The organism is Azospirillum melinis (genome assembly GCF_013340935.1).
GTDB lineage: Bacteria > Pseudomonadota > Alphaproteobacteria > Azospirillales > Azospirillaceae > Azospirillum > Azospirillum melinis.
The window spans coordinates 28462-53057 of record NZ_WHOS01000049.1 but is presented as its reverse complement, the minus strand read 5'-3'; the positions used below and the strand labels follow the sequence as shown (position 1 = coordinate 53057).

Here is a 24596-nt window from a genome sequence, read left to right as displayed (position 1 = left end):
CCAGGATCAAACTCTCAGGTTCAGATCGCCAACAAAAGCCGGCGACTGACAGGACCGCCTGAAGCGATCTCCTGAAACGTCGATACTGTTACAGTTTCTCTGCTCAAAAGATGCACAGACGATCCTCAATTGTGCCGATCCCCAAAGAGACCCAGCACCACAAGGCCGCAACGGCTACCAACTGCCGCCGCCTGCGCATCCCTTCTCACAACACGGTATAAACTTGTCAAAGAACCCGCAACGCTGAGACGCGTCGCTTCCGAACATTTCAGCGGCGCTCCGTTCTGGATCACCGCGTCGTGTTCGGCTTATTTAGTGGTCTTTACTTTCGCTGTCAACCTCTTTTTTTTCGAGGTGCTCGGCAGTTACTTGGTCGGACCACTGTTTCCCTTGAAGCGTCACTGCTCTTTCGAACCGTGCTGCGTCGCGGGAGGCGGTGTATAGGCCGCTTGGCCGATGCCGCGCAAGCGCTTTTTTCGCCCCCTCGCGATTTTCATGCGGCACCGCCGCCTTACCGGATGATCGAGGTCAGGACTCAGCGCCGGATGATTGCCTTGAGCCAGGGCGAAATCGCAAAAACGTCCGTGAAGTAGCCCTGCTGGATCACCGCACGCCCAGCCTTGTGAATGTTGGCGGGCAGCTTTCCCAGCTCTCCCTTGCGGGTCACCACATGGATGGACCGGCGGAAGCCGGAAGTCGGCAGCGGCAGCACACGCATATGGTTGAGGTGCTGGCGGCTTTTCACCAGGGCCGTCGGCGGAAGCAGGCTCCACCCCATCTCCTCCGCCACCATGGCCATCACGGTGTCGGTCGCATCGAAGGCGAAACTCCGCGGCACCTCCATGCCCAGCCGCCGCAAATGCTGGTCCACCAGCCGGCCGAGCGCGCTGTCCGTCGTGCTGCGGATCAGCGGCAAGGTTTGGGACAGGGTCCGCAGGGCGGCTTCATCGACCACATCGGGACAACTGCGCGGCAGCAGCAGCACGAAGGGCTCGGTGAGCAGACACAGGCTGTCCACCTGATCCATGTCGTCGAAGCTGTCATTGGTGAACAGGACATCCAGCCGGCGGGCAAGAAACTGCTCGCGCAATTGCCCGCACAGGCCCGACGCGATGCTGAAAGACGGCACGTGGTCGCGCAGCCGTTGCAGCAGCCGCGGAATGAAGGGTGCCGCCAGCGTGTCGATGCAGCCGATGCGCAGTTCCGGCATGAAGGCACCATCCGTGCCGCCGATTGCCGCCGGCAATTGCCGCGCATCGGTCAGGATGCGGTTGCTCCAATGCCAAAGCCGCTGCCCGGCCGCTGTCAGCGCCATCGGCCTGATGCTGCGGTCGAGCAGTTGGGTGGCGAAGGCGGTTTCCAGTTGACGCACGACATGGGAGACGGCCGATTGGGTCAGCCCGAGCCGGCCGGCAGCGCGGGTCATGCTGCCCAGTTCGGCGACGGCAACGAACACTTCCAGGGATCCCAGGTCAAAGTCTCGGTGATGCATGGGGCTCCGATCTGCGACGGTTCGGGACAACTGCAAACTGCATACTATCTTATGTTGGATCTGGGCATGAATGCAGCTCATCCCGACCATGAAAGAAATTTCTCCAACTGACCGGAACTGCGGTTTCCGCGGCAGCCTCAATGCCTGCCTGCAATTACGCCGGGGTTCCTGCCATGACGTCTTCCTTCGACACTCCCACCCCGCCGACAGCCACAGCCCGACGGATCGGCGATTGGGTGGCCGGATTGCGGCGAAGCGATGTTCCTGACGCAGTCGCCGCGGTGGCACTGGACTGCATCGTCGACACCCTCGGGGTCGCGCTCGCCGGCTGCGGCGAAGCGTCCGCCCGGCTGGCGGCCGACGAGGCGCTCGCGAGCTATGCCGCCGGGCCATCGCCGTTGCTGGCCGGAGGCCGCCTGTGCGCGGAGGGGGCCACCTTCGCGAATGTCGCAGCCGCCCATGCGCTGGATTTCGACGACAACAGCTATGCCGGCTTCGTCCATGGCTCCGCCGTCGTGGTGCCGACAGCGCTGGCGATGGTCGATGAGGTCGGGGGGACGGGACGCGATCTGCTCACCGCCGTCGTCGCCGGCGCGGAAGCGCAATATGCGCTGGCGGAGGCGGTCGGCAACGGCGTGTACCACGATGGCTGGTGGACCACGGCACTGTTCGGCACCGTCGGCGCAGCGGCCGCCAGCGCCAAGGCGCTTGGACTGGACGGCCGGACGGCAGCGGACGCCATAGCCTTCGCGCTCTGCGGAACCGGCGGCCTGCGTGCGTGCTTCGGTACCGGGGCCAAGCCGCTGCTGGCGGCGCAGGCCGCAGCGAACGGAGTGCGCGCCGCCCGGCTGGCCGCGCGGGGCCTGACGGTGCCCCATGGGGTGGTGGAGGATCCACGCGGCTTCGCAACGCTGATGGCGGCGGGCCGCTTCGATCCGGCGGCCCTCGATGGGCTCGGCCGGCACTGGCGCCTGCTCGATCCCGGCATCGACACCAAGCTCTATCCGGTCTGCCTGTCCGCCCATGCCGCCATCGACGCCATGCGCGACCTTATGGCGGAGCATGGCTTGAAGCCGCAGGACATTCGGACCGTCCACTGCCGTGTCCCACCGGTGGTGGCTGCCAACCTGACCTATCAGTATCCGGCGACAGCGGGAGAAGCGCGCTTCAGCCTGCCCTTCGCCGTCGCCTGCGCGATGCTCTACGGAACGCTGGGTCTGGAGCATCTGGGCGATGCGACGCTCACCGATCCGGATCTGCGCCACGCCATCGGATGCGTCTCCATGGCGGCCGATCCGGACTGGAATGCCGATCCCGACCGTGCACGCACCGCGCCTGAGGGCGCGGAGGTGAGCGTCGAGACACAGGCGGGAGAGCGCCATACACGCTTCTGCGCCTCGGCACGCGGCACGGTGGCCCGTCCGTTGTCGGCGACGGAGCGCGCGGCCAAATTTCACACCTGCGCCGCCCGCGCCGTCGGGGCCGAGACGGCGGAGCGCCTCCATCGAAAATTGTACCGGCTCGAGGCCGAAGGCAGCCTGTCGCGCCTGTTCGACCCTGCACACCATGGCAGCTGTTCATGATGTCGATGAATATCGATCATGCTGCCCGGCCGCTCCGCTGGGAACGGCCCGTATTTTCATCATGCTGTCGCGACCAATCATCTTGGGTAAAACATAAGGAATCCAGGGATTTCCCCGGGAGTGCACTGCACAAATTTTGCCCGCCTAAGCCCTCTGCCCAAATCTTAGCCCGTTCGTTGCCCGGTTCCTCGTCCTTCCGGCGTCCTTTCCTCCGGCTGCGGCCTTGTGAGACCGTTTCGGTCAAGCAGGAACCAAGGTCCGCCGCAAGGGCCGGCAAACAGAGGGGCTTTCATGATGATGCGACGTTTGGTGGCACGGGCTGTGCTCTCGGCGATCCTCCTGTCCGGGACGGCGATGTCGGTCCAGGCCGCGGGTACGCTCAAGGTTTCGGTGGATTCCAACCTGAACACGCTGGATCCGGCCAAGATGAAGGGCGGCCAGGAGTATGTTGCCGCCTACCTGATCTTCAACGGCCTGACCGTCATCGGCCATGACATGACGGTGAAGCCCGATCTGGCCGATCGTTGGGAGCGCAGCGACGACCTGAAGACCTGGACCTTCCATCTGCGCAAGGGCGTGAAGTTCCACAACGGGCGCGAGCTGGAGGCCGAGGACGTCGTCGCCACCATCGCCCGCATCCAGGACAAGGCGACCGGTTCCACCGCCCGCGTCAATTTCGAGATCGTGGAGTCGATGAAGGCGCTGGACCCGCTGACCGTCCAGTTCCAGCTGAAAAGCCCCTATGCCGGCTTCGCCGAGCTGTTCGGCGAGCGTCAGGCGCGCATCGTGCCGCGCGACGCCGTTGACACGCTGGCCTCCAAGCCGGTCGGCACCGGTCCGTTCGAGTTCGTGTCCTTCGCCCCCGGCGACCGCATCGTCCTGAAGCGCAACGCCAACTACTTCGAGCCCGGCCTGCCGAAGCTGGACGAGGTGATCGTGCGCATCCTGCCGGAATCGGCGGCCCAGGTGGCGGCGCTGACCACCGGCGAACTGGATCTGGTGTGGAACCTGCCGCTGGAGGCCATCGAGAAGGTCAAGGGCGACCCGAAGCTGAAGATCGATTCCGTCCCGACCTCGACCTGGGACGGCGTCATCATGAACAACACGGTGAAGCCCTTCGACGATCCGCGTGTGCGCAAGGCGGTGGCGATGGCGCTCGACAAGCAGGCCATCACCCAGATCGCGCTGTTCGGCAACGGCACCCCGACCCACTCGCCGATCCCGCCGAGCCATCCCTACTACAACAAGGATCTGAAGATCGCCAAGGGCGACCCGGCCGGCGCGAAGAAGCTGCTGGCAGAGGCCGGCTATCCCAACGGCTTCGAGGTCACGCTGCACACGCCGGCCGGCCGCGCCACCCGCGAACGTCTCGGCCTCGCCGTGCGCGAGCTGCTGAAGCCGGCCGGCATCACCGTCAACGTCCAGCGCGTTCCCTTCGACGTCTTCCTGAAGGACATCGAGGGCAAGGCCGGCTTCTACATCGACGGCTTCTTCAGCCGCCCGACCATCGATACCTCGGTCTATCCCTGGTACCACTCGCGCGGGTCGTGGAACACCGCGCTGTGGAGCTATTCCAACCCGAAGATGGACACGCTGCTGGACGGCGCGCGCCAGGCCAAGAGCGAGGATGAGGCCAAGGCGCTCTACACCCAGGTCCAGGCGCTGGCGGTGGAGGATTCACCGGGCGTCATCCCCTACGTCATCAACCACATCAACGGTCTGAGCGCCAAGGTCCACGGGTTCCATTCGCACCCGATGATGTTCCTCGACCTGCGCGACGTATCGGTCGACTAAGGTCGTTTTGGGGGTCGTTCGGGGGCCGGTTGCCTAAGGCCGGTCCCCTCCTCTTCCCGCAGGGGATGCTGCCATGTTCGCCTACACACTGACCCGTCTCGTCTATCTGGCGCTGGTCCTGGCCGTGATGTCGGTCCTGATCTTCCTGGTGACGCAGGCGATGCCGGGCGATGTCGCCTCGATGATCGCCGGCCAGTTCGCCTCGAAGGAGGTGGTGGACGCCATCGCGGTCAAGCTCGGCCTCGACCAGCCGCTGATCGTCCAGTACGGGCATTGGGCAGCCGGCATCCTGCGGGGCGACCTCGGCCGCTCGCTGGTGCTGGAACAGCCCATCGGCCCGATCCTGATGGAGGCGCTGGCCCGCTCGCTGGTGCTGGCCGTGGTGGCGCTGTTCGTGGTCGCTGTGGTCGGCATCGGGCTGGGCGTCCTGGCGGCGGTGCGGCGCGGCAAGCTGACCGACCAGCTGGTTTCCGGCGTCTCCTATCTCGGCATCGCCGTGCCGGACTTCTTCTGGGCCATCGTGCTGGTGCTGGTCTTCGGCAGCTACATGAAGCTGCTGCCCACCGGCGGCTATGCGCCGATCACCGACGGCTTCCTGCCCTGGGCCTCGCATCTGGTCCTGCCGGTCGTGACGCTGGTGCTGATGCTGCTGGCCCGCATCGCCCGGCTGACCCGCTCCAGCATGATCGACGTGCTCCAGACCAACTACGTCAAGTTCGCCCGCGCCAAGGGCATGCCGGAATCGGTGGTGATCCTGCGCCACGCGCTGAAGAACGCGCTGTTGCCGACCATCACCGTGCTGGCCATCGATTTCGGCCTGATCCTGGGCGGCGTCGTGGTGATCGAGACGATCTTCTCCTATCCCGGCATGGGCCGGCTGCTGCTGTTCGCCATCCAGCGCCACGACCTGCCGCTGATCCAGGCGACGATCCTGATCGTGTCGGCCGCCTACTGCCTCGCCAACCTGACCGCCGACCTGCTCTACGCCTTCGTGAACCCGAAGATCCGCCACGGCATGAGGGCCTCCTGACATGACCGACGCGACCCCCGCCCAATCGGTTCCACGCCGGCAACTGCCGCCCCTGCCCGTCTCGCTCCTCGTCGGCATCGTCCTGCTGGCCCCGCTGGTGGTGGCCGCCGTCGCCGGCTCCTGGATCGCCCCCTACCCTTATGATGAGATGAACATCATGAGCCGGCTGCAGCCGCCGGGGGCCGAGTTCTGGTTCGGCACCGACGAGTTCGGCCGCGACGTGTTCAGCCGCACCCTGGTCGGCACCGGCAGCTCGCTGGTGATGGGCGTCGCCGCAACGGCGCTGAGCCTGCTGGCCGGCGTGCCGCTGGGGCTGATCGCCGGCTACAAGGGCGGGCGCGCCGGCGAGGCGATCATGCGGGCCATGGACGTGCTGATGTCCTTCCCGCCGATCCTGCTGGGCATCCTGGTTCTGGCCGTCACCCCGCCGGCGCAGTGGAAGGCCATCGTCGCCATCGGCATCGTCTATGTGCCGCAGGTGGTCCGCCTGACCCGTGCCATCACGCTGGAGCTGATGCAGGAGGAGTTCATCACCGCCGCCCGCCTGCGCGGGGAGAGCGCCGCCTACATCCTGTTCCACGAGATCCTGCCGAACATCTGGCCGCCGCTGGTGGTGGAAGCCAGCCTGCGCGTGGTCTTCGCCATCCTGCTCGGCGCCTCGCTCAGCTTCATCGGCATGGGGGCGCAGCCGCCCTCCTCCGACTGGGGCCTGATGATCAGCGAGGCACGGCCCTTCGTGGAACAGGCGCCGTGGATCGCGCTCTGCCCCGGCTTCGCGCTGGCGACCGCTGTGATCGGCATCAACCTGCTGGGCGACGGGCTGCGTGCCCTGCTCGACCCCCGCAACACGGGAGCGCACTGAGATGATGACCGCTCCGCAAGCCCGTCCGGCGGTTCCGCCGGTGGTCAGCCCGGCGATCGCACCCGAACCGGCGCCGCTGCTGGATGTCCGCGGCCTGACCATCAGCTACGGCAATGCCCGCGGCACGCTGCGCGCCGCCAGCGACGTCAGCTTCGCCATCCGTCCCGGCGAGGTGATGGGTCTGGTCGGCGAGTCCGGATCGGGCAAGAGCACCGTCGCCATGGCGATCCTCGACCTGCTGGGCGGGGGTGGCCGGGTGGACTCCGGCGAGATCCTGTTCGACGGCGTCGACCTGCGCCGCCTGTCGCCGTCCGAACGCCAGGCGTTGCGCGGCGACCGCATCGCCGCCGTCTTCCAGGACCCCTTCACCTCGCTGAACCCGGCGCTGACCGTCGGCCACCAGATTGCCGAACCGCTGATCCAGCACAAGGGCCTCTCTCCCCGGCAGGCCGCCGCACGGGTGCAGGATCTGCTGGCCGAGGTCGGCATCCGCGATCCCCGCCGGGTCGCCGCCGCCTACCCGCACGAGCTGTCGGGCGGCATGCAGCAGCGGGCGCTGATCGCCACCGCGCTCGGCTGCGAGCCGAAGCTGCTGATCCTCGACGAGCCGACCACGGCACTCGACGTGACGGTCGAGGCCCGCATCATCGAACTGCTGGCGAAGCTGTGCGACAGCCACCGGCTGAGCGCGCTGTTCGTCTCCCACAACCTCGGCATCGTCAACCGCATCTGCCAGACCGTCACCGTCCTCTATGGCGGTGTGGTGGTGGAGACCGGGCAAACCGGCCGTGTGCTGTCCCGCCCGGCCCATCCCTATGCCAAGGGTCTGGTCGCCGCCCTGCCGCGCATCACCGCGGAGCGCCGCCACCGCCTGCCGTCGATCCCCGGCACCGTCGCCAAGCTGGCCGGGCCGCCCGCCGCCTGCGTCTTCGCTCCGCGCTGCCCCTTCGCCGAAGAGACCTGCCGCAGCCAGCCGCAGGCGATGCGGACGGATGAGGGCGGGGACGGCGTGCGCTGCTGGAAGGCCGACGCGCTGGCCGGCACGCCGTGGCCGGACGAGGATGCCGCCTCCGACCGCCGCCCCAGGGCCGCGCAGCCGCGCTCCGCCCCGCTGGTGGAGGTCGACCATCTGCGCAAGATTTACGGCGCCAGCCGGTCCATCCTGCCCTGGCTGCGCCGGGCCGGCACCGTGGCGGTGGAGGATGTGTCCTTCACCGTCGGCCGCGGCGAGGTTGTCGGGGTGGTCGGTGAAAGCGGCAGCGGCAAGAGCACCATCGGCCGCGTCCTGCTGGCGCTGACCGAACCCAGCGCCGGCACGGTGACGTTCGACGGGGCCGACCTGACGCGGCAGATCGGGAGCGGCGACCAGACCCTGCGCCGCCGCGCACAGCTGGTCTTCCAGAACTCCGCCGCGTCGCTGAACCCGCGCAAGACGGTGGGGGCGGCGATGGACCGGCCGCTGGTGCTGGCCGGCCGGGCGGATGCGGAGGAGCGGCGCCGGACCGTCGCCAGCCTGCTGACCCGCGTCGGACTGCCGGCCGCCTACGCCGACCGCTATCCGCACGAGCTGAGCGGTGGGGAGCGCCAGCGCGTCAACATCGCCCGCGCGCTCGCCACCGATCCGGACTTCGTCGTCTGCGACGAGGCGGTGTCGGCGCTCGATGTCTCTGTGCAGGCCAACATTCTGAACCTGCTGGCCGAACTGCGCGACGAGATGGGCCTGTCCTATCTCTTCATCACCCATGACATCGCCGTGGTGTCGCACATCGCCGACCGCGTGCTGGTCGTCTATGGCGGCACCATCTGCGAGGAAGGGCCCATCGGCCGCGTGCTCCGCCCGCCGTACCACCCCTACACCGAGGCGCTGCTGTCCGCCGTGCCGCGGCTGGCGGAGGACGGGCAGGAGGCGCCGCGCATCCTGCTGGAGGATGCGGCCACCGCCCCCGGCGGGCGGGGCTGTGTCTTCGCCGGACGCTGCCCGCGCAAACTGGGGACGGTCTGCGACGAGCAGGCCCCCCCCGTCCACGAGACGGCCGACGGCCACCGCATCGCCTGCCATATCCCACTGGCGACGCTGGCCGAACGCGCCGCGGTCTTTCCCGAGCTGGCCGACGGCGACACCCGGCACTGATCGGGCCTTTCCCTACGCCATGTCTGCCGGCGCTTCGGAAGCGAGGCGCCCGACGCCACCCCCTTGCCTTTCGATCCACCGTCCAACCAAGCCAGGACTTTCGCCATGACCGTCCACACCCGCATCCGCCAGTTCAACACCAAGAAGACCTATCCCGAGCAGTCGATCGACAACGACCTGTGCCAGACGGTCGTCGCCCGCGGCACCATGGTCTTCGTCCGCGGCCAGATCGGCCAGAATCTCGACACCAGCGAGAGCGTCGCCATCGGCGATGCCGCCGGCCAGACCGAACAGGCGATGGCCAACATCAAGATGCTGCTGGAAGAGGCCGGCTCGCAGCTGGAGCACATCTGCAAAATCACCGTCTACATCACCGATCCGCGCTACCGCGAGCCGGTCTACCGCACCATCGGCAAATGGCTGAAGGGCGTCCATCCGGTGTCGACCGGTCTCGTGATCAGCGCGCTCGCCCGCCCGGAATGGGTGGTCGAGGTCGATGCGATCGCGGTGATCCCCGACGCCTGAGGCTCCGGTCCCGCCGCCAACTGCCCAGCCAACAGACAAGAAGAACCGCCACCATGAGCACCAGCCTGACCAACCCGCCGCGCCGCGAGCTGCAAAGCTTCCTGGACTTCCCGATCTGCACCGACCTCGACCAGCTCGACGGCCATATCGGCATTCTCGGCATCCCCTACGGCGATCCCTACTCCATCGACGAGGTGACCAACGACCAGACCAACGCCCCGACCTGGGTGCGCCGCTATACCGAGCGGGCGCTGCGCAAGCTGGAGCGCTGGGACTTCGACATCGGCGGCCCGCTGCTGGGCGGCAAGGACATCAAGGTGGTGGATTGCGGCGACGTGAAGGCCGATCCCCGCAACCTCGACCTGCATTACGCCAACGCCGAGGCGGTGGTGCGCCGGATGCTCGCCAAGGGCATGCTGCCCATCGTCATCGGCGGCGACCATGGCATTCCGATCCCGGTGCTGCGCGCCTATGACGACCAGGGGCCGATCACGCTGGTCCACATCGACGCCCATCTCGACTGGCGCGACGACGTGAACGGCGCCCGCAACGGCTATTCCAGCCCGATCCGCCGCGCCGCCGAGATGGACCACATCGGCCAGATCTTCCAGATCGGCCTGCGTTCCGCCGGCAGCGCCCGGCCGGAAGAGGTCGAGGCGGCGATCGCCTACGGCGCGGTGCTGGTGCCGGACGTGGAGTTGCAGGACATCGGGATGAAGGCGGTGCTCGACCGCATTCCCGACGGTGGCCGCTATTACCTGACCATCGACGCCGACGGCATGGACCCGACCATCATGCCGGCGGTCAACGGCCCGGCGCCGGGCGGCGTCACCTATCCGCAGATCCGCACCCTGATCCACGGGCTGGTGGCGAAGGGCCGTGTCGTCGGCATGGACATCGTGGAGATCACGCCTAAGAAGGACCTCAACGGCATCACCGCAATCACCGCCGGCCGCATCATCTGCAACCTGATCGGAAAGACCATCCAGGCCGGCTATTTCGACGCCAAGTAAAAATAACCGAGTGATGGGAATGGGGAGCATGGAGCGATGACCGCTGCCCGCCGGCTCGACCGGCTTTTCTGCGACCGGGCGCTGCTGGCCGGCGGCTGGGCGTCGGGGGTGCTGCTGCGCTTCGACGCCCAGGGTCTGATCGCCGCCATCGAACCGGGGGTGGACAGGCCGCCCGCCGGGGTGGAGCGGGCAGCCGGGCCGGTCATCCCCGGCATGCCCAACCTGCACAGCCATGCCTTCCAGCGGGCGATGGCCGGGCTGACCGAGCGGGCCGGCCCGGCCGAGGACAGCTTCTGGACTTGGCGGGAGGTGATGTACGGCTTCGTCCGCCGCATCGATCCCGATAGTCTCCAGGCGGTGGCGGCGATGGCCTATGCCGAGATGCTGGAGCGCGGCTACACGTCGGTGGCGGAGTTCCACTATCTCCACCACGATGCCGACGGCCGGCCCTATGCCGATCCCGCCGAGATGTCGATGCGCATCCTGGCGGCGGCCGACGCAACCGGGATCGGGCTGACCCATCTGCCGGTGCTTTATGCCCAGGGCGGCTTCGGCGGACAGCCGGCGGGCGAGGGGCAACGGCGCTTCCTCAACGATCCGGACCGCCTGCTGGCCATCGTCGAAGCCTGCCGCGCCGCGCCCGGCGGACATCGCACCGGTCTGGCCCTGCATTCCCTGCGCGCGGTGTCGCCCGACGCGATGGCGGCGGCACTGGACGGTATCGCGGCGCTAGATCCTACGGCGCCGATCCACATCCATGTCGCCGAGCAGACGGCGGAGGTGGAGTCCTGTCTCGCCTGGTCGGGGCGGCGGCCGGTGGAATGGCTGCTCGACCGCGGCTGGCCGGGGCCGTCCTGGTGCCTTGTCCACGCGACCCATGTCACCGCCGGCGAGGTGGCCGGCATCGCAGCCTCGACAGCGGTGGCGGGGCTTTGCCCGACAACCGAGGCCGATCTCGGCGACGGGCTGTTCCCGGCGCGCGATTTCCTGGCGCAGGGTGGCCGGTTCGGCATCGGGTCCGACAGCCAGATCGTCATCGATGCCGCGGAGGACCTGCGCCTGCTGGAGTTCGGGCAGCGGCTGGCCGCGCGGCGGCGCAATCTGCTGGCACCGCAGCCGGACAGCTCGACCGGCGCGGCCCTCTACCGGGCGGCGGTGGCCGGCGGCGCACAGGCGCTGGGACAGCCGGAGCCGGCAGGCGGCCTCAAAGCCGGACAGCGCGCCGATCTGGTCGTGCTCGATCCGGACGATCCGCGTCTCTACGGCCGCAGCGACGATACGCTGCTCGATTCCTACGTCTTCACCGGCGCCCGCAATCCCGTGCGCGATGTGGTGGCGGCCGGGCGGCTGGTAGTAAGGGGCGGCCGGCATGTCGATGCCGACGCGATCCGCACCGGCTGGCGCCGTGCCGTCGACCGGCTGCACGGCGCCTGAGCGACGCCCAGAACGAAGCCCACCCAGAACGAAGTCCAAAAGGAACAGGGACATCCCGATGACGGCGACCATCGACATTCTGGAACGGCTGGTGGCCTTCAACACCGTCAGCCGCGAAAGCAACCTCGATCTGATCCGCTGGGTGCAGGAGAGGCTGGAAGCCGCCGGCGTCGCGACATGGCTGGTGCCGAGCGACGACGGGCGCAAGGCCAACCTGTTCGCGACGCTGGGACCGGCCGACCGTCCGGGCGTCCTGCTGTCCGGTCACAGCGACGTCGTCCCGGTCGAAGGTCAGGCATGGACCAGCGATCCGTTCCGGCTGACCCGCCGGGACGGCAAGCTGTTCGGCCGCGGCACCGCCGACATGAAGGGGTTCGTCGCCGCCGCCCTCGCTTTGTTCGACCGCGCCGCCAGCCGGCAGGCCGCCGGCCAGCCCCTGTCGCAGCCGCTGCATCTGGCACTGTCCTATGACGAGGAGGTCGGCTGCCTCGGCGTCCGCCGGCTGATCGAGATGATGGCGGCATTGCCCGTCCGTCCGCGCTTCTGCATCGTCGGCGAACCGACCGGCATGCAGGTGGTCACCGCCCACAAGGGCAAGACCGCCCTGCGTGCCGAATGCCATGGCGTCGAATGCCATTCCAGCCTGGCGCCGCAGGGCTTGAACGCCATCCACATGGCGAGCGACCTGCTGACCGGGCTGCGCCGCATCCAGAACCAGCTGAGAGACGGCGGCGCGCAGGACGATGCCTATGACGTGCCCTGGACCACCATCCATGCCGGGGTGATCCAAGGCGGGGAGGCGCTGAACATCGTGCCGAACCGCTGCCGCCTCGATTTCGAAATCCGCCATTTGCCGCAGGACCCGATGGGTCCGCTGCTGGACAGCATCCAGGCGGAGGCCGATGCCATCGTCCGGCGCCTGCGTCCCGATTTCCCGACCGCCGGGCTGACCGTCGCCGAGCTGTCGAGCTATCCGGCGCTCGACACCGACAGCACCGCCGAGGTGGTGGCCTTCGTCAAGGCGCTGACCGGCGGCAACAGCACCGGCAAGATCTCCTTCGGCACGGAGGGCGGGCTGTTCCAGCAGAGGCTGTCGATGCCCACGGTGGTGTGCGGCCCCGGCAGCATCGGCGAAGCCCACAAGCCCGACGAGTTCATCGCCGAGGACCAGCTTGCGGCCTGCGACCGCATGCTGGATGCCCTGCTGGCCCGCCTGACCTGACGGCATTCCCCCGGAAACAGGGCCGCCGGTGGAGGTGGGGCCACCCGATCAGACGGCAACCATCTCCATCAGCCGGGCCCGGTCGGCGGACGAGGCCGCTTCGCCATGCAGCGTGATGCGGCCCCGCTCCACCGCATAGAAGCGGTCGGCGACGTCGAGCGCGCGGTGGATGTTCTGCTCCACCAGCAGGATGGTCAATCCCGCCCGCTTCAGCTCGGTGATGATCGCGAAGATCTCGTCGACGATCATCGGCGCCAGCCCTTCGGTCGGCTCGTCGATCAGCAGCAGCTTGGCGGTCCCCACCATCACGCGGGCCATCGCCAGCATCTGCTGTTCGCCGCCGGACAGGGTGGTGCCGAGCTGCCGACGCCGTTCGGCCAGCCGCGGGAAGCGGGCGAAGGCCTGTCCGATTGCCTGCTCATTCTCCCGGCGCGCCCGGCCGGGACATTGGCGCAGTCCCAGCCGCAGATTTTCCTCGACGCTGAGGCCGGGGAAGATGCGGCGGTCCTCCGGCACCAGACCGAGCCCGAGGCGGGCGATGGCGTCGGGCGTCTGCCCGGCCAGATCGACGCCGCCGAAACGGATGTTGCCGGAACTGGCAGGCACCCAGCCGGCGATGGATTTCAGGATGGTGGTCTTGCCGACGCCGTTGCGGCCGAACAGCCCGACCACCTCGCCCGGAACGGCCTGGAGGGACACGCCCTGCAGGACATGGCTGAGGCCGTAATGCGCGTGCAGGTTCTCGATGGAAAGCATGGTTGTCACCCGTGTCCGAAATAGGCGGCCTGCACCGCGGGATCGGCGCGCACCGCCGTGGGCGTCCCCTCGGCGATCTTGCGGCCCTGGGCCATCACGACGACATGGTCCGACAGGCTCATCACCAGCCCGATGTCATGTTCGATCAGCAGCACGGTCAGCTCGCCGGCCAGCGAGCGGATCAGCGCGCCGGTGTCGGCGGTGTCGCCATGGCTCATGCCCTGGGTCGGCTCGTCCAGCAGCAGCACCCGCGGTTCGGCGGCCAGCGCCACCGCGATCTCCAGCCGCCGCTGTTCGCCGTGGGAGAGGTTGCCGGCAAGCTCGCGCGCCTTGGCCGACAGGCCGAAGCGGTCCAGCAGCGCCTCGGCCTTGGTGAGGGCCCGGCGGCTGTGGCCGACCGGATGCAACGCGTGCCAGGGCCGTTCCAGCACCTGCGCAGCGATCCGCAGGTTTTCCAGAACCGGCAGTTCGAAGAACAGGTTGGTGATCTGGAAGGACCGGGCCAGCCCGGCGGCGAGCAGCCGGTCTGGTGCCTGCCCGGTGACGTCGGCTCCGTCCAGGGTGACCCGGCCGGCGGTGGGGCGGATGGCGCCGCTGATCAGGTTGAACAGCGTGCTCTTGCCGGCCCCGTTGGGACCGATGACCGAGGTGATCCGCCCGGCGGCGGCATCGAATCCGACGCCCGCCACCGCCTGGAGCCCGCCGAAATTCACCGACAGGTCGCGTACGCCCAATGCACAGGCGCTGCCCGCGCCGGCCGCTGTCTTGAAGGAGGCAGCCGTCATGGCGTCGTCCTCCCTTGTCCGGTGCGACGGCCCAGCCGTGCCAGCAGGGCGCCGACCAGTCCCTTGCGCAGGAAGATGACGGACAGCATGAAGATGACCCCCACGACGATCAGGTGATGCTCGGTCCAGGACCCGACGACCGAGCGCAGGGCGGTCAGCAGCAGGCTGCCCACCACCGGCCCGACCAGCGTGCCGACGCCGCCGACGATGACGGTGATGACGGCGTTGCCGGAGGTCTCGAAGAACATCAGTTCGGGCGAGACGAAGCCGCGCAGCATCGGGTAGAGCGCCCCGGCCAGCGCCGCGACGCAGGCGGCCAGCACATAGACCGCCAGCTTGTAGCGCCAGGCGTTAAATCCGAGGAACGGCACGCGCTTCTCGTTGGCGCGGATGGCGGCCAGCGTCCGGCCGAACGGCGCGTCCATCAGATAGGCCAGCCCGGCATAGGCCGCCACGGTCAGGGCCAGCACCAGCAGGAAGAAGGACAGCGGGTCGGCGGTGTCGAGGCTCAACGGCCCGAAGCCGATGCTGATCTGCGGGATGCCGATCAGCCCGTCCGAGGCGCCCAGCGCGCGGGTGTTGTAGACGGTCTTGGCGGCGACCTGAGCCAGCCCGAAAGTGATCAGCGCGAAATAGACGCCCTTCACCCGGTTGGCGATGACGCCGCCGATCAGGCCGGCCACGCCGCCAGCCAGCAGGGCAGCCGCCATCGCCAGCCAGAAGCTGGGCGCGACGTCGCGCAGGACGAGCGCCGAGACATAGGCGCCCAGCCCGAAATACAGCGCCTGCCCCAGCGACAGCAGGCCGGTATAGCCCAGCAGCAGGTCGACGCTCATCGCCAGCCCGGCGAAGATCAGCGCCTCGGTCGCCAGCCGCAGGTAGAAGCCGTTGCCCGTCGCCCAGGCGACGGCGGCGAATCCCAGCGCCACCGCCAGGAAGGCCAGCGCCAGCCAATGGACCGGGGCCAGACGGGACAATCGCGATACCGGACCGGCGCGGCCGGGATCGGAAAGGGTGCGCAAGGTGGCCTCAGGCATGTCCCAACCTCCCGAACAGGCCCTGCGGCCGGACCATCAGCACCAGCACCATGATCCCGAACACCAGCGGGTCGGACCAGACCGGCGAGATGTAGAGGCTGGACAGCGCCTGCACCTGGGTCAGCAGCAGGCCGGCGACCACCGCGCCCTGGATCGACCCCATGCCGCCGACGATCACCACGGTGAAGGCCATCAGGATGAAATCGCGCCCCATGGTCGGGAACACCGAATAGATCGGCGCCAGCAGCACGCCGGACAGGCCGGCCAGCGCCACCCCGAAGGCGAAGGTGCCGGCATAGACCCGGCGGACCGGCACGCCCAGCGACGAGGCCATGTCCTTGTCGAAGGCCGCCGCCCGCACCATGGCGCCCAGCCCGGTGCGGAAGACCACAACCCAGACCGCGGCGATCAGGGCGAGGCCGAAGCCGATCAGGAACAGCCGGTAGTTGGGCAGGAACATGCCGAGGATCTCGGTGCCGCCCTCGATGGGGTTCTCGGGCCGGTGGGTGTTGGGGCCGTAGACCAGCTTCAGCAGGTCCTCCATGATCATGCCCAGCCCGAAGGTCAGCAGCAGGGTCAGGATGTGGCGGTCGCGGCTGTGGAAGACCCGGGCGATCAGCCAGCGCTCGGCCAGCCAGCCGATGGGCAGCATCAGCAGCGGCACCAGCACCAGCAGCGCCCAGAAGCCGACCCCCAGCCCGGCCAGGGTCAGGGCCAGGAAGGCGCCTATGGCGTAGAACTCGCCATGGGCCATGTTGATGACGTCCAGCAGCCCGAAGATGATGGTCAGGCCCAGCGCCATCAGGACGACGGCAACCCCGAGCGACAGACCGTTCAGCGCCTGCGGTGCCAGGACGAATTGCAGATAATCGATGAGATCGGCCATGGGCGTCGGCTCCCTGGAAGCGGTCCTCAGAAGCGGGTGCACTGGTCCGACCCGATGGCGGCGTCACCCGGAACGGTGCCGACCACGTCGAAGCGGTTGCCGCTGCCGTCCGCCGCGATGCGCACGGCATACATGTCCTGGATCGCCTGATGGTCGCCGGCCCGCATGGTCTTGGTGCCCTGCGGCGTCGACCAGCTCAGCCCCTCCATCGCCTTGCGCAACGGATCGGTGTCGGTGCTTCCGGCCTTCTCGACGGCGGCCTTGAAGAAGCCGATCAGGCCGTAGCTGTCGGCGCCGTAGAGGTCGGGCGCGGTGTCGTAGGCCTTGCGGAAGGCGGCGACGAAGGCTTGGTTCTCGGGCGTCGCCAGTTCCGCCGAATAGCCGACCCCGGTGACGAAGCCGTCGGCCGCCTTGCCGATGGCGCCGATGTTCTGGGCGGTGACGGTGCCCGACGCGCCGACGATGGTCAGGTTGCGCAACAGCCCGTATTCGCTCATCTGCGTCAGCAGGCGGACCGTGTCGTTGCCGGCGGTCGAGGTGTAGAGCACGCTGGGACGGGCGGCACGGAGCTGGCCGAAATACTGCGAGTAATCCTTGCTGCCGAGCGGCGCGAACACCTCGCCGGTCGATTGCGCGCCGGTCTTCTCCGCCGCCTGCTTGAAGGCCGCGACGGTGGAGCGGCCCATCTCGTAGTCGGGTCCCAGATAATAGACCTTGGCCTTCGGCTTGTCCTTGGCCAGCCATTCGGCCAGCGCCGCCGACTGCTGCCCCGCCCGCGCGTTCACCCGGAAGACGTTGGGCGAGCATTTGTCGGTGGTGATGGCGTCGGAGAAGGAGACGGTGGTGGCGATCAGCCGGCCGTTGCGCTCGGCGAGCTGCCCGACCGCCAGGGTCGAGCCGGAATTGACGGTGCCGGTCAGGAAATCGACCTTGTTGACCTGGAACAGCTTCTCCGCCTTCTGGGTGGCGACGGCGGGATTGGCTTCCTCGTCCTCGAACAGCAGTTCGACCTGACGGCCGAGGATGCCGCCGGCGGCGTTGACCTCCTTCGTCGCCAGCTCCAGCCCCCAGCGGACCTGCTGACCGATCGGCGCGTAGGTGCCCGACAGCGGGGTCACCACCCCGATGCGGATCGGATCGGCGGCGGACGCGACCCCGCCGAGCCCGAGCAGGACGAGCGCGGCGGTGCCGAGAAGCGTGGTCTTGGTCATGATTTTTTATTCCTCCCTGTTTTGCCTATGCTTGGAGGCGTCGGTCAGACGCCCGTGAAGACCGGCTTGCGCTTCTCGTGGAAGGAGGCGACGCCCTCCTTGAAGTCCTCGGAGCCGCGCAGGCGGCCGTATGCCTGCCCCTCGATCTCGATGGCGCCGTTGACCGAGACGTTGTTGCCGCTGTTCAGCACGCCCTTGATGGTGCGCTGGGCGAGAGGCGAGAAGCCCCGCAGTTCGTCCACCAGGGCGGCGACCGTCGCTTCCAGTTCGGTGTCGGCAACGCACTCGGTGACGAAGCCCCAGTCGGCGGCCTGCCGGCCGGAGACGCGCCTGGCCCGCATCACCATGTCCTTGGTCCGGCAGATGCCGATCATGTGCAGCAGGCGGGCGGAACCGCCGGAACCGGGGATCATGCCGATGCGCATTTCCGGCAGGGCGAACTGCGCGGTCTCCGATGCGATGCGGAAATCGCAGGCCAGCGACAGCTCGAAGCCGACGCCGAAGCAATAGCCGCGGACCTGGGCGATCACCGGCTTGCGGCAGCGTTCCGGGGCGGCGATGTTGACCGCCAGTTCCGACACATGCTCGGCCGACTTCTCCATGAATCCGGCGATGTTGCCGCCGGAGGAGAAATTCTCGCCCTCGGCGCGCAGCACGATCACCCGCACCATGGGGTCGCGGTCCAGCACCTTGAACACGGCGGCGAACTGGTCGCGCTGGAGCATGCTGACGATGTTGAAGGGCGGACGGTGCAGCACGATGTCGGCGCGCTCCAGAGATTCGTCGATCTCCACGCGGAAGCCGTCGAGGTCGGCGAGCAGGCGGTCGGTGCTGTCGAAACGGTAGGGGGTCACGGTCGAAACTCCATGGATAAGGCTGAATTCAGGAAAGGGTCGGGCTATGTTCGAGAGCGAACTCGCCGGCCTGCAGCTTGCGGCGCAGGATCTTGCCGACCGGCGATTTCGGGATTTCATCGAGGAAGACGTACTCGCGCGGGCGCTTGAAGTTAGCGAGGCCGGAGGTGCGGCAATGATCGTCGAGGTCGTTGGCCTCGACGCCGCGGGCGCGCTTGACGAAGGCGACCACCCGCTGGCCCCAGCGTTCATCGGGCAGGCCGGCGACCGCCACCTCCAGCACGCCGTCATGCAGGGACAGCACGCTCTCGATCTCGACCGGCGAGACGTTCTCGCCGCCGGTGATGATCATGTCATCGACCCGGCCGGTGACGAAGAGGTCGCCGTCGCCGTCAAGGAAGCCGATGTCGCCGGTGAAATACCAGCCGGCATGCAGCGCCTTGGCGTCGGCGTCCGGCCGCTTCCAGTAGCCTTCGAAGGACTCGTCGCCCGACAGGTCGGCGGCGATCTGGCCCTCTTCCCCGATGGCGGCACGCTCGCCGGGATCGAAGCTGCCGAGGCGGATGATGCGGATGCGCTGGTTCAGCGCCGCCTTGCCGGCCGATCCCGGCTTGGCCGGCGCGTTCTGGTCGATGGTGAAGGTGTAGATCTCGGACGAGCCGTAGTGGTTGACGAACAGCTCGGGCCGGAAGGCGGCGTCCAGCCGCTTCAGCAGGCCGTCGGTCATCGACGCCCCGGCAAAGCCCAGCTTGCGAACCGACGACACGTCGGTGCCCGCGAATTTCGGGTCGGCCAGCAGGTCGTGATAGAGCGTCGGCACCAGATAGAGGCAGCTCAACCGCTCCGCCGCGATCAGGTCGAGCGCCCGGGCCGTGTCGAAGCGGGGCAGGCAGACGAAGCAGCCGTCCACCAGCGCCATCGCCAGCAGCGAGCGCACCCCCATCGTGTGGTAGAGCGGCATGACACCCAGCGTCCGTTCGCCCCGGCGGTAGCAGTTCTGGGCGACATGGGCGACGGCGGCGGCGCGCTCCGTCCGGTGGCGGCGCGGAACGCCCTTGGGCTTGCCGGTGGTGCCGGAGGTGTAGAGGAACAGCGAGACATGCTCGGCGGTGGCGTGCGGCTGCGCCGCAGCCGGTTCACCATTCAGCAGGTCGGCGAAGCGGCAGTCGCCGCCATCGTCCACGTCACCGACCGCGATGCGGGGCAGCGCCCGCGCCGCGCCGGACTCCCGGACGGCGTTGGCCGAGACGTCCTGATAGAACAGGGCACGCACTTCGGCGTCGGGCAGGCAGTAATCCAGCTCGTCGGGCTTCACCCGCCAGTTCAACGGCACCACGGCGATGCCGGCGAACTGGCAGGCCCAATGGATGGTCGCCATCTCCCAATTGTTCTGCAACGCCGTGGCGATGCGGTCGCCGGGGCGCAGGGCCAACCGGTCGAAGGCACCGACCAGCCGGCGGATGCGCTCCAGCCACTGCGCGTAGGTCAGCCGCAGGCCGCCGTCGACGATGGCGAGCGCGTCCGGGCTGCGCTCCGCGCTGGCCAAGATGCTGCGGCCAAGGTCAAACATGGGCGACCTCCCTCACCGTCCGGCCGGTGACGTCCATCACGGCGCGGACGATGCCGGCATAGCCGGTGCAGCGGCAAAGATGGCCGCTCAGCATGTCGCGTAGCTCCTCTTCGGTTGGCTTGGGGTTGCGGTCGAGGTAATCGGTCAGCGACATCAGAATGCCGGCCGTGCAGAAGCCGCATTGCAGGGCGTGATGCCGGCGGAATGCCTCCTGGAGTGCCGTCATGCGTCCCTCGTTGCCCTGGGACAGTCCTTCGACGGTGTCGATGCGCCGGCCGTCGGCCTGCACCGCCAGCGTCAGGCAGGCGCGGACCGCCACGCCGTCGATGCGGACGGTGCAGGCGCCGCAGACGCCGTGCTCGCAGCCGACGCGGGTGCCGTGGGCGCCCAGCTCGTGGCGCAGGAAATCGCTCAGCAGCAGGCGCGGATGGGCATGGCCGGTGCGCGGCGTGCCGTTCAGGACGATGGAGACGGCATGGCGCGCCTCCGCCGTCAGCACGGATGTGGATTTCAGCGGCGGCATGACAGGGCCTCTTCAAGGACGGTGCGGCCGATCCGGCGGACGAGGTCGCGGCGGTAGCGGGCGGTGGCGTGCTGGTCGTCGTCGCCGCCGAGGTCCCAGGCGAAGGCGTTCAGCGCCCCGTCGAGATCCGGCGGCAGCCGGCCATCGACCAGCGGCCAGGAGCGCATGGTCGGCCGTTCCGCCACTCCGCCTACAGCGAGGCTGGCGTGGTCGCCGTTCACCGTTGCGGCGCAGGCGGCGATGGCGAAATCGCCGTGCCGCATCGACTGCTCGCGGAAGGCATGGCCGCTGCCGCGACGGGCCAGCGGAAAGCGGACGCATTCGACGATCTCGTCCGCCGCCTTCACCGTGGTCAGCGGCCCCAGGAAGAAATCGGCAGCGGCAACGGTACGGCGGCGCTTCGCGTTGCGCAGCACCACCTCACCGCCGGTGGCGACCAGACAGAGCGGCGTCTCGGCGCTGGGATCGGCATGGGCGACCGAGCCGCAGAGTGTACCGCGGTTGCGGGTCTGGAAATGGCCGACCCACGGCAGGGCGGCGGCCAACAGCGGCACCTCCTCCACCAGCGTCGGGCGAGCCAGCACCTCGGCCTGGGTGACGGCGGCGCCGACGGTCAGCCAGCCATCCGCGGCGCGCAGGGTTCGCAGCTCCTCCAGCCGGCCGAGGTCGATCAGCAGGCGCGGCTGGACCAGCCGCATGTTCAGCATCGGCATCAGCGACTGGCCGCCGGCGATCACGCGGGCGTCGTCGCCCCCGTCCGCCAGCGCCGCCAATGCCTCGGCGACCGTCGCCGGCCGCAGATAGTCGAAGGGTGCGGGCTTCATCGGTTAAACCCCAGAAGGCGCAGCAGGCGCGTCAGAAGCGAGGAAGAGTCGGCGAGCCCCTCGGCGCCACCGGCGCGGGCGACCAGCTTTTCGAAGAACTGGCCGATCAGCAGGCGCGACGCGCTGTCGAGCATCCGGCCGCCGACCGCGGCGACCTTGCCGCCGACCGACGCGCTGTAGCGGTAGGTGACGCGCGTGCCGGTGGCGGTGCGCTCCAGCGTCACATGCCCGGTACCGCTGCCCGAGCCGAGCGCGCTGGTGCCGCTGCCGGTCAGTGTCAGCGCCTTGGGCGGATCGAGGTCGGACAGCGCCACCTGCGCGGTGTAGCGTCCCTTCACCGGTCCGATTCCGACCACCACCTCCGCCCGATAGGCGTTGGGTCCGGCAAGGTCCAGCGCCTCGCAGCCGGGCAGCAGCGCCGCAAGCTCTTTCGGGTCGAGCAGGATGGCCCAGACCTGTTCCGGCGTCGCCGGCACCTCGCGGCTGCCTTCCCCGGTCAGCCCGCGCCCACCTTTGACGGCGGCCGGCGGCGGCGTCTCCTCGGAACCTGCGGCGGAGGCCGGGCGCGGCGGCTCCGGCGGATGGATCAGCGCCGCCAGCTTGGCCGGGGTGATCGGCAGGGATGGCACCTCATCCACGCCATCGGCGGAAAGGGCGTCCGCCACCGCATTGGCGAGGCAGACCGGCGTGCTCATGCAGTTCCCCTCCCCCACCCCCTTGGCGCCGAGCGGCGTCACCGGCGACGGGCTTTCGCGATGGAGGATGATGGGAACCGGTACTTCGCAGGCGGTCGGCACCAGATAATCGGCGAAGGTACCGGACAGGAACCGGCCGTCGTCGCCATAGGCGTATTCCTCGTACAGCGCAGTGCCGACGGCATGGGCGAATCCGCCCAGGATCTGGCCTTCCACCAGCAGCGGGTTCAGCAGCCGGCCGGCGTCGTGCATGGTGACGTAGCGGTCGATCCGCAGCGCCCCCGTCGTCCGGTCGATCTCGACCCCGCAGAAGTCGAAGATGAAGCCGTAGCAGGCCGAACTGTTGATGTGGTCGGCGTCGGTCGGCGCCTTCAGCGGCTCCGGCGTCCAGAAGGCGGTCTCGCGCAGCGCCGCCTCCTGCCCGTCCGGCAGCGTGCCGGGCGACCAGTGGCCGGCGGCGGCGACGCGGGAGAAGGACAGGCCGTTGTCCGGGTTGGCGTCGGAGAAGACCTTGCCACCGGCGAAGCGCACATCCTCCGCCCGGCAATTCAACTGGCCGGCGACCAGCGCCGCTATGCGGCCGCGCAGCCGGGTCGCCGCCACCTGGGCCGCCCCCGCCACCGCCCCGGCGAAGCGGCTGGAATAGTTGCCCGACGCGATCGACCAGGCGTCCTTGCCGGTGTCGAGGTCGGTGTTGACGCGGATGTCCTCGAAGCGCAGGCCGAACACGTCGGCCACCACCTGGGCCAGCACGGTCCGATGCCCCTGCCCCTGGGGAGCCGAGGCCACCGTCACCGACACGCCGCCGGTGGGATCGACGGCGACGCTGGCGGTCGCCTGCGCGCCGTTCTTCGGCCCGGCCTTGCGCCGTTCCTCGGCGGTCAGGACGGTGGTGATGTAGCCCATGTTGGAAATCGACGGCTCGACCACCGCGGCGTAGCCGATGCCGTAGAGCCGCCCCTCCGCCCGCAGCGCGTCGCGCCGCGCCTTCAGCGCGTCGAGCGCCCCCTCGCGCACCGCCTGCTCCAACGTCGCGCGGTAATCGCCGCTGTCGAGCGTCCCGCCCGACGCGGTGCGGTAGGGCATCGCCTCGGCCGCCACCAGATTGCGGCGGATGACGTCGAGCGGATCCAGCCCAAGCTCCGCCGCCACCCGGTTCATCAGCCGCTCCAACCCGTAATAGAGCTGCCCGCCGCCGAAACCGCGGTTGAGGCCGGTCGGCGTCTTGTTGGTGACGACGATGCGGTTGGTCACCGTCAGGTTCGGGATGTCGTAGGCGCCGGTCAGGTTGCCGTGGTTGCGGTAGAGCGAGGCCGGCTCTGGCGCCCGCAGATAGGCGCCGCAATCCTCGGTCTGCTCCATCCGCAGCGCCAGCACCCGGCCATCCGGCTCCACCGCCGCGTCGATGCGCATGCGGCGCGCGGTGGCCGAGGTGGCGGCCATCAGATGCTCCAGCCGATCCTCCACCCACTTCACCGGCCGGCCGGCGACGCGGGCGCACAGCCCCATCAGCACGACATAAGGGAACACCGCCTGCTTGTTGCCGAAGCTGCCGCCGGAATGGGGCGGCGTCTTCAGCCGCAGCCGCGATCCCGGCACGTTCAGCGCGCGGGCCATCACCGGATGGACGGCGAAGGGGCCGGAGAAGTTCGACAGCACCTCGTACGCATCCTCGGCCGCGTCATAGTCGGCCAGGACGACGAAACACTCCATCGGCGTGCAGGAGTTGCGCGGATACTCGACCTCGACCGACACGCTGCGGGCGGCACGGGCGAAGGCGGCCTCGGGGGCGCCATAACGGAAGCTGCGGCTGTTGACGAGGTTGGAGCCCACCGCCGGATGCAACGGCTCCGATCCTTCTTCCAGCGCCTGGGAAATCGAGGTGACCGGCGGGAGCGGGCGGTAGCGCACCTCGATCCGGTCGAGCGCATCCTCCGCGACATAGCGGCTGTCGGCCAGCACCACCGCCACCGGTTCGCCGACATGGCGCACGCGGTCGATGGCAAGGCACCAATGCTCCATCGGTGCGCGGATGCCAACCAGGAAGGCGCCGGCAAGGCGCTTGGCGTCGGCCCCGGTCACCACGGCGGCGACGCCGGGAACCGCCAGCGCGGCGGCAAAGTTGATGTCCAGCAGGTCGGCGTGGGCGTGTGGCGAGCGCAGGATCGCGGCGTGCAGGGTGCCGGGCTTCACCGGCAAATCGTCGGCATAGCGGGCGACGCCGGTCAGCAGCGCGGCGTCCTCCACCCGCGGCATCGCGCGGCCGACAAACGGCGATGCGGCCAGCGGCGGCGGCGAAACGCCTTCGATGTCAATGGTCTGGGTGGCGGTCTGCGTGGCCGTCATCGTCATCCTCCCGTTACCGGAGG

20 protein-coding genes are annotated in these 24596 nt (G+C 68.8%); 9 read left to right on the top strand and 11 right to left on the bottom strand.

What is annotated here, in order from left to right:
* Nucleotides 1-535: 535 nt before the first annotated feature.
* On the bottom strand, nt 536-1582 hold the full coding sequence (locus GBZ48_RS27010) for a LysR family transcriptional regulator (RefSeq protein ID WP_246307488.1): 1047 nt from the start codon (nt 1580-1582) through the stop codon (nt 536-538).
* An 83-nt stretch (nt 1583-1665) separates the two neighbouring features.
* Between GBZ48_RS27010 and GBZ48_RS27005 the strand changes: the two genes are divergently transcribed.
* From GBZ48_RS27005 to argE, 9 genes are all read left to right on the top strand, one after another.
* Entirely contained in the window at nt 1666-3075 is a 1410-nt protein-coding gene (locus GBZ48_RS27005; RefSeq protein ID WP_246307487.1) for an MmgE/PrpD family protein, read from the top strand.
* Between the two features lie 291 nt (nt 3076-3366).
* Nucleotides 3367-4869, top strand: coding sequence for an ABC transporter substrate-binding protein (locus tag GBZ48_RS27000; protein ID WP_246307486.1), 1503 nt, complete (start codon nt 3367-3369; stop codon nt 4867-4869).
* A 73-nt stretch (nt 4870-4942) separates the two neighbouring features.
* Nucleotides 4943-5899 (top strand): ABC transporter permease, encoded by a 957-nt coding sequence (locus tag GBZ48_RS26995; RefSeq protein ID WP_109049872.1) that lies wholly within the window; start codon nt 4943-4945, stop codon nt 5897-5899.
* A gap of 1 nt (nt 5900) precedes the next feature.
* Entirely contained in the window at nt 5901-6761 is an 861-nt protein-coding gene (locus tag GBZ48_RS26990; RefSeq protein ID WP_174473851.1) for an ABC transporter permease, read from the top strand.
* A 1-nt stretch (nt 6762) separates the two neighbouring features.
* Nucleotides 6763-8892 carry a dipeptide ABC transporter ATP-binding protein gene (locus GBZ48_RS26985; protein WP_174473850.1) on the top strand — a complete coding sequence of 710 codons (2130 nt, stop codon included), beginning with the start codon at nt 6763-6765 and terminating at the stop codon, nt 8890-8892.
* Between the two features lie 105 nt (nt 8893-8997).
* Nucleotides 8998-9417 carry a RidA family protein gene (locus GBZ48_RS26980; protein WP_174473849.1) on the top strand — a complete coding sequence of 140 codons (420 nt, stop codon included), beginning with the start codon at nt 8998-9000 and terminating at the stop codon, nt 9415-9417.
* A 53-nt stretch (nt 9418-9470) separates the two neighbouring features.
* A complete protein-coding gene (locus tag GBZ48_RS26975; RefSeq protein ID WP_098738319.1) occupies nt 9471-10430 on the top strand; it encodes an agmatinase in 960 nt (319 codons plus the stop codon).
* A 36-nt stretch (nt 10431-10466) separates the two neighbouring features.
* Nucleotides 10467-11864 carry a formimidoylglutamate deiminase gene (locus GBZ48_RS26970; protein ID WP_174473848.1) on the top strand — a complete coding sequence of 466 codons (1398 nt, stop codon included), beginning with the start codon at nt 10467-10469 and terminating at the stop codon, nt 11862-11864.
* Between the two features lie 58 nt (nt 11865-11922).
* Nucleotides 11923-13086 carry an acetylornithine deacetylase gene (gene argE / locus GBZ48_RS26965; RefSeq protein ID WP_174473847.1) on the top strand — a complete coding sequence of 388 codons (1164 nt, stop codon included), beginning with the start codon at nt 11923-11925 and terminating at the stop codon, nt 13084-13086.
* A 48-nt stretch (nt 13087-13134) separates the two neighbouring features.
* On the opposite strand, the gene GBZ48_RS26960 is transcribed toward argE, so the two are convergent.
* The 10 genes from GBZ48_RS26960 to GBZ48_RS26915 are packed head-to-tail and all read right to left on the bottom strand — an operon-like array spanning nt 13135 to nt 24573.
* Nucleotides 13135-13842 carry an ABC transporter ATP-binding protein gene (locus tag GBZ48_RS26960; protein WP_174473846.1) on the bottom strand — a complete coding sequence of 236 codons (708 nt, stop codon included), beginning with the start codon at nt 13840-13842 and terminating at the stop codon, nt 13135-13137.
* Nucleotides 13843-13847: 5 nt separating this feature from the next.
* Nucleotides 13848-14627, bottom strand: a complete 780-nt coding sequence (locus tag GBZ48_RS26955) for an ABC transporter ATP-binding protein (protein ID WP_174473845.1) — start codon at nt 14625-14627, stop codon at nt 13848-13850.
* Nucleotides 14624-15664 (bottom strand): branched-chain amino acid ABC transporter permease, encoded by a 1041-nt coding sequence (locus GBZ48_RS26950; protein WP_174473844.1) that lies wholly within the window; start codon nt 15662-15664, stop codon nt 14624-14626. Before GBZ48_RS26950 ends, GBZ48_RS26955 begins: the two co-directional genes overlap by 4 nt.
* Nucleotides 15657-16550, bottom strand: coding sequence for a branched-chain amino acid ABC transporter permease (locus GBZ48_RS26945; protein WP_174473843.1), 894 nt, complete (start codon nt 16548-16550; stop codon nt 15657-15659). The genes GBZ48_RS26950 and GBZ48_RS26945 overlap by 8 nt, the downstream gene beginning before the upstream one ends.
* 26 nt (nt 16551-16576) lie before the next feature.
* Nucleotides 16577-17761, bottom strand: coding sequence for an ABC transporter substrate-binding protein (locus GBZ48_RS26940; protein ID WP_174473842.1), 1185 nt, complete (start codon nt 17759-17761; stop codon nt 16577-16579).
* 44 nt (nt 17762-17805) lie between these two features.
* Nucleotides 17806-18615 carry an enoyl-CoA hydratase-related protein gene (locus tag GBZ48_RS26935; protein WP_174473841.1) on the bottom strand — a complete coding sequence of 270 codons (810 nt, stop codon included), beginning with the start codon at nt 18613-18615 and terminating at the stop codon, nt 17806-17808.
* 28 nt (nt 18616-18643) lie between these two features.
* The gene (locus GBZ48_RS26930; protein WP_174473840.1) at nt 18644-20185 is read right to left on the bottom strand and encodes an AMP-binding protein; all 1542 of its coding nucleotides are present in this window, start codon (nt 20183-20185) and stop codon (nt 18644-18646) included.
* Entirely contained in the window at nt 20178-20708 is a 531-nt protein-coding gene (locus tag GBZ48_RS26925; protein ID WP_174473839.1) for a (2Fe-2S)-binding protein, read from the bottom strand. Before GBZ48_RS26925 ends, GBZ48_RS26930 begins: the two co-directional genes overlap by 8 nt.
* Nucleotides 20696-21532, bottom strand: coding sequence for an FAD binding domain-containing protein (locus GBZ48_RS26920; RefSeq protein ID WP_174473838.1), 837 nt, complete (start codon nt 21530-21532; stop codon nt 20696-20698). The genes GBZ48_RS26925 and GBZ48_RS26920 overlap by 13 nt, the downstream gene beginning before the upstream one ends.
* The gene (locus GBZ48_RS26915) at nt 21529-24573 is read right to left on the bottom strand and encodes a xanthine dehydrogenase family protein molybdopterin-binding subunit (protein ID WP_174473837.1); all 3045 of its coding nucleotides are present in this window, start codon (nt 24571-24573) and stop codon (nt 21529-21531) included. The genes GBZ48_RS26920 and GBZ48_RS26915 overlap by 4 nt, the downstream gene beginning before the upstream one ends.
* Between the last annotated feature and the right edge of the window lie 23 nt (nt 24574-24596).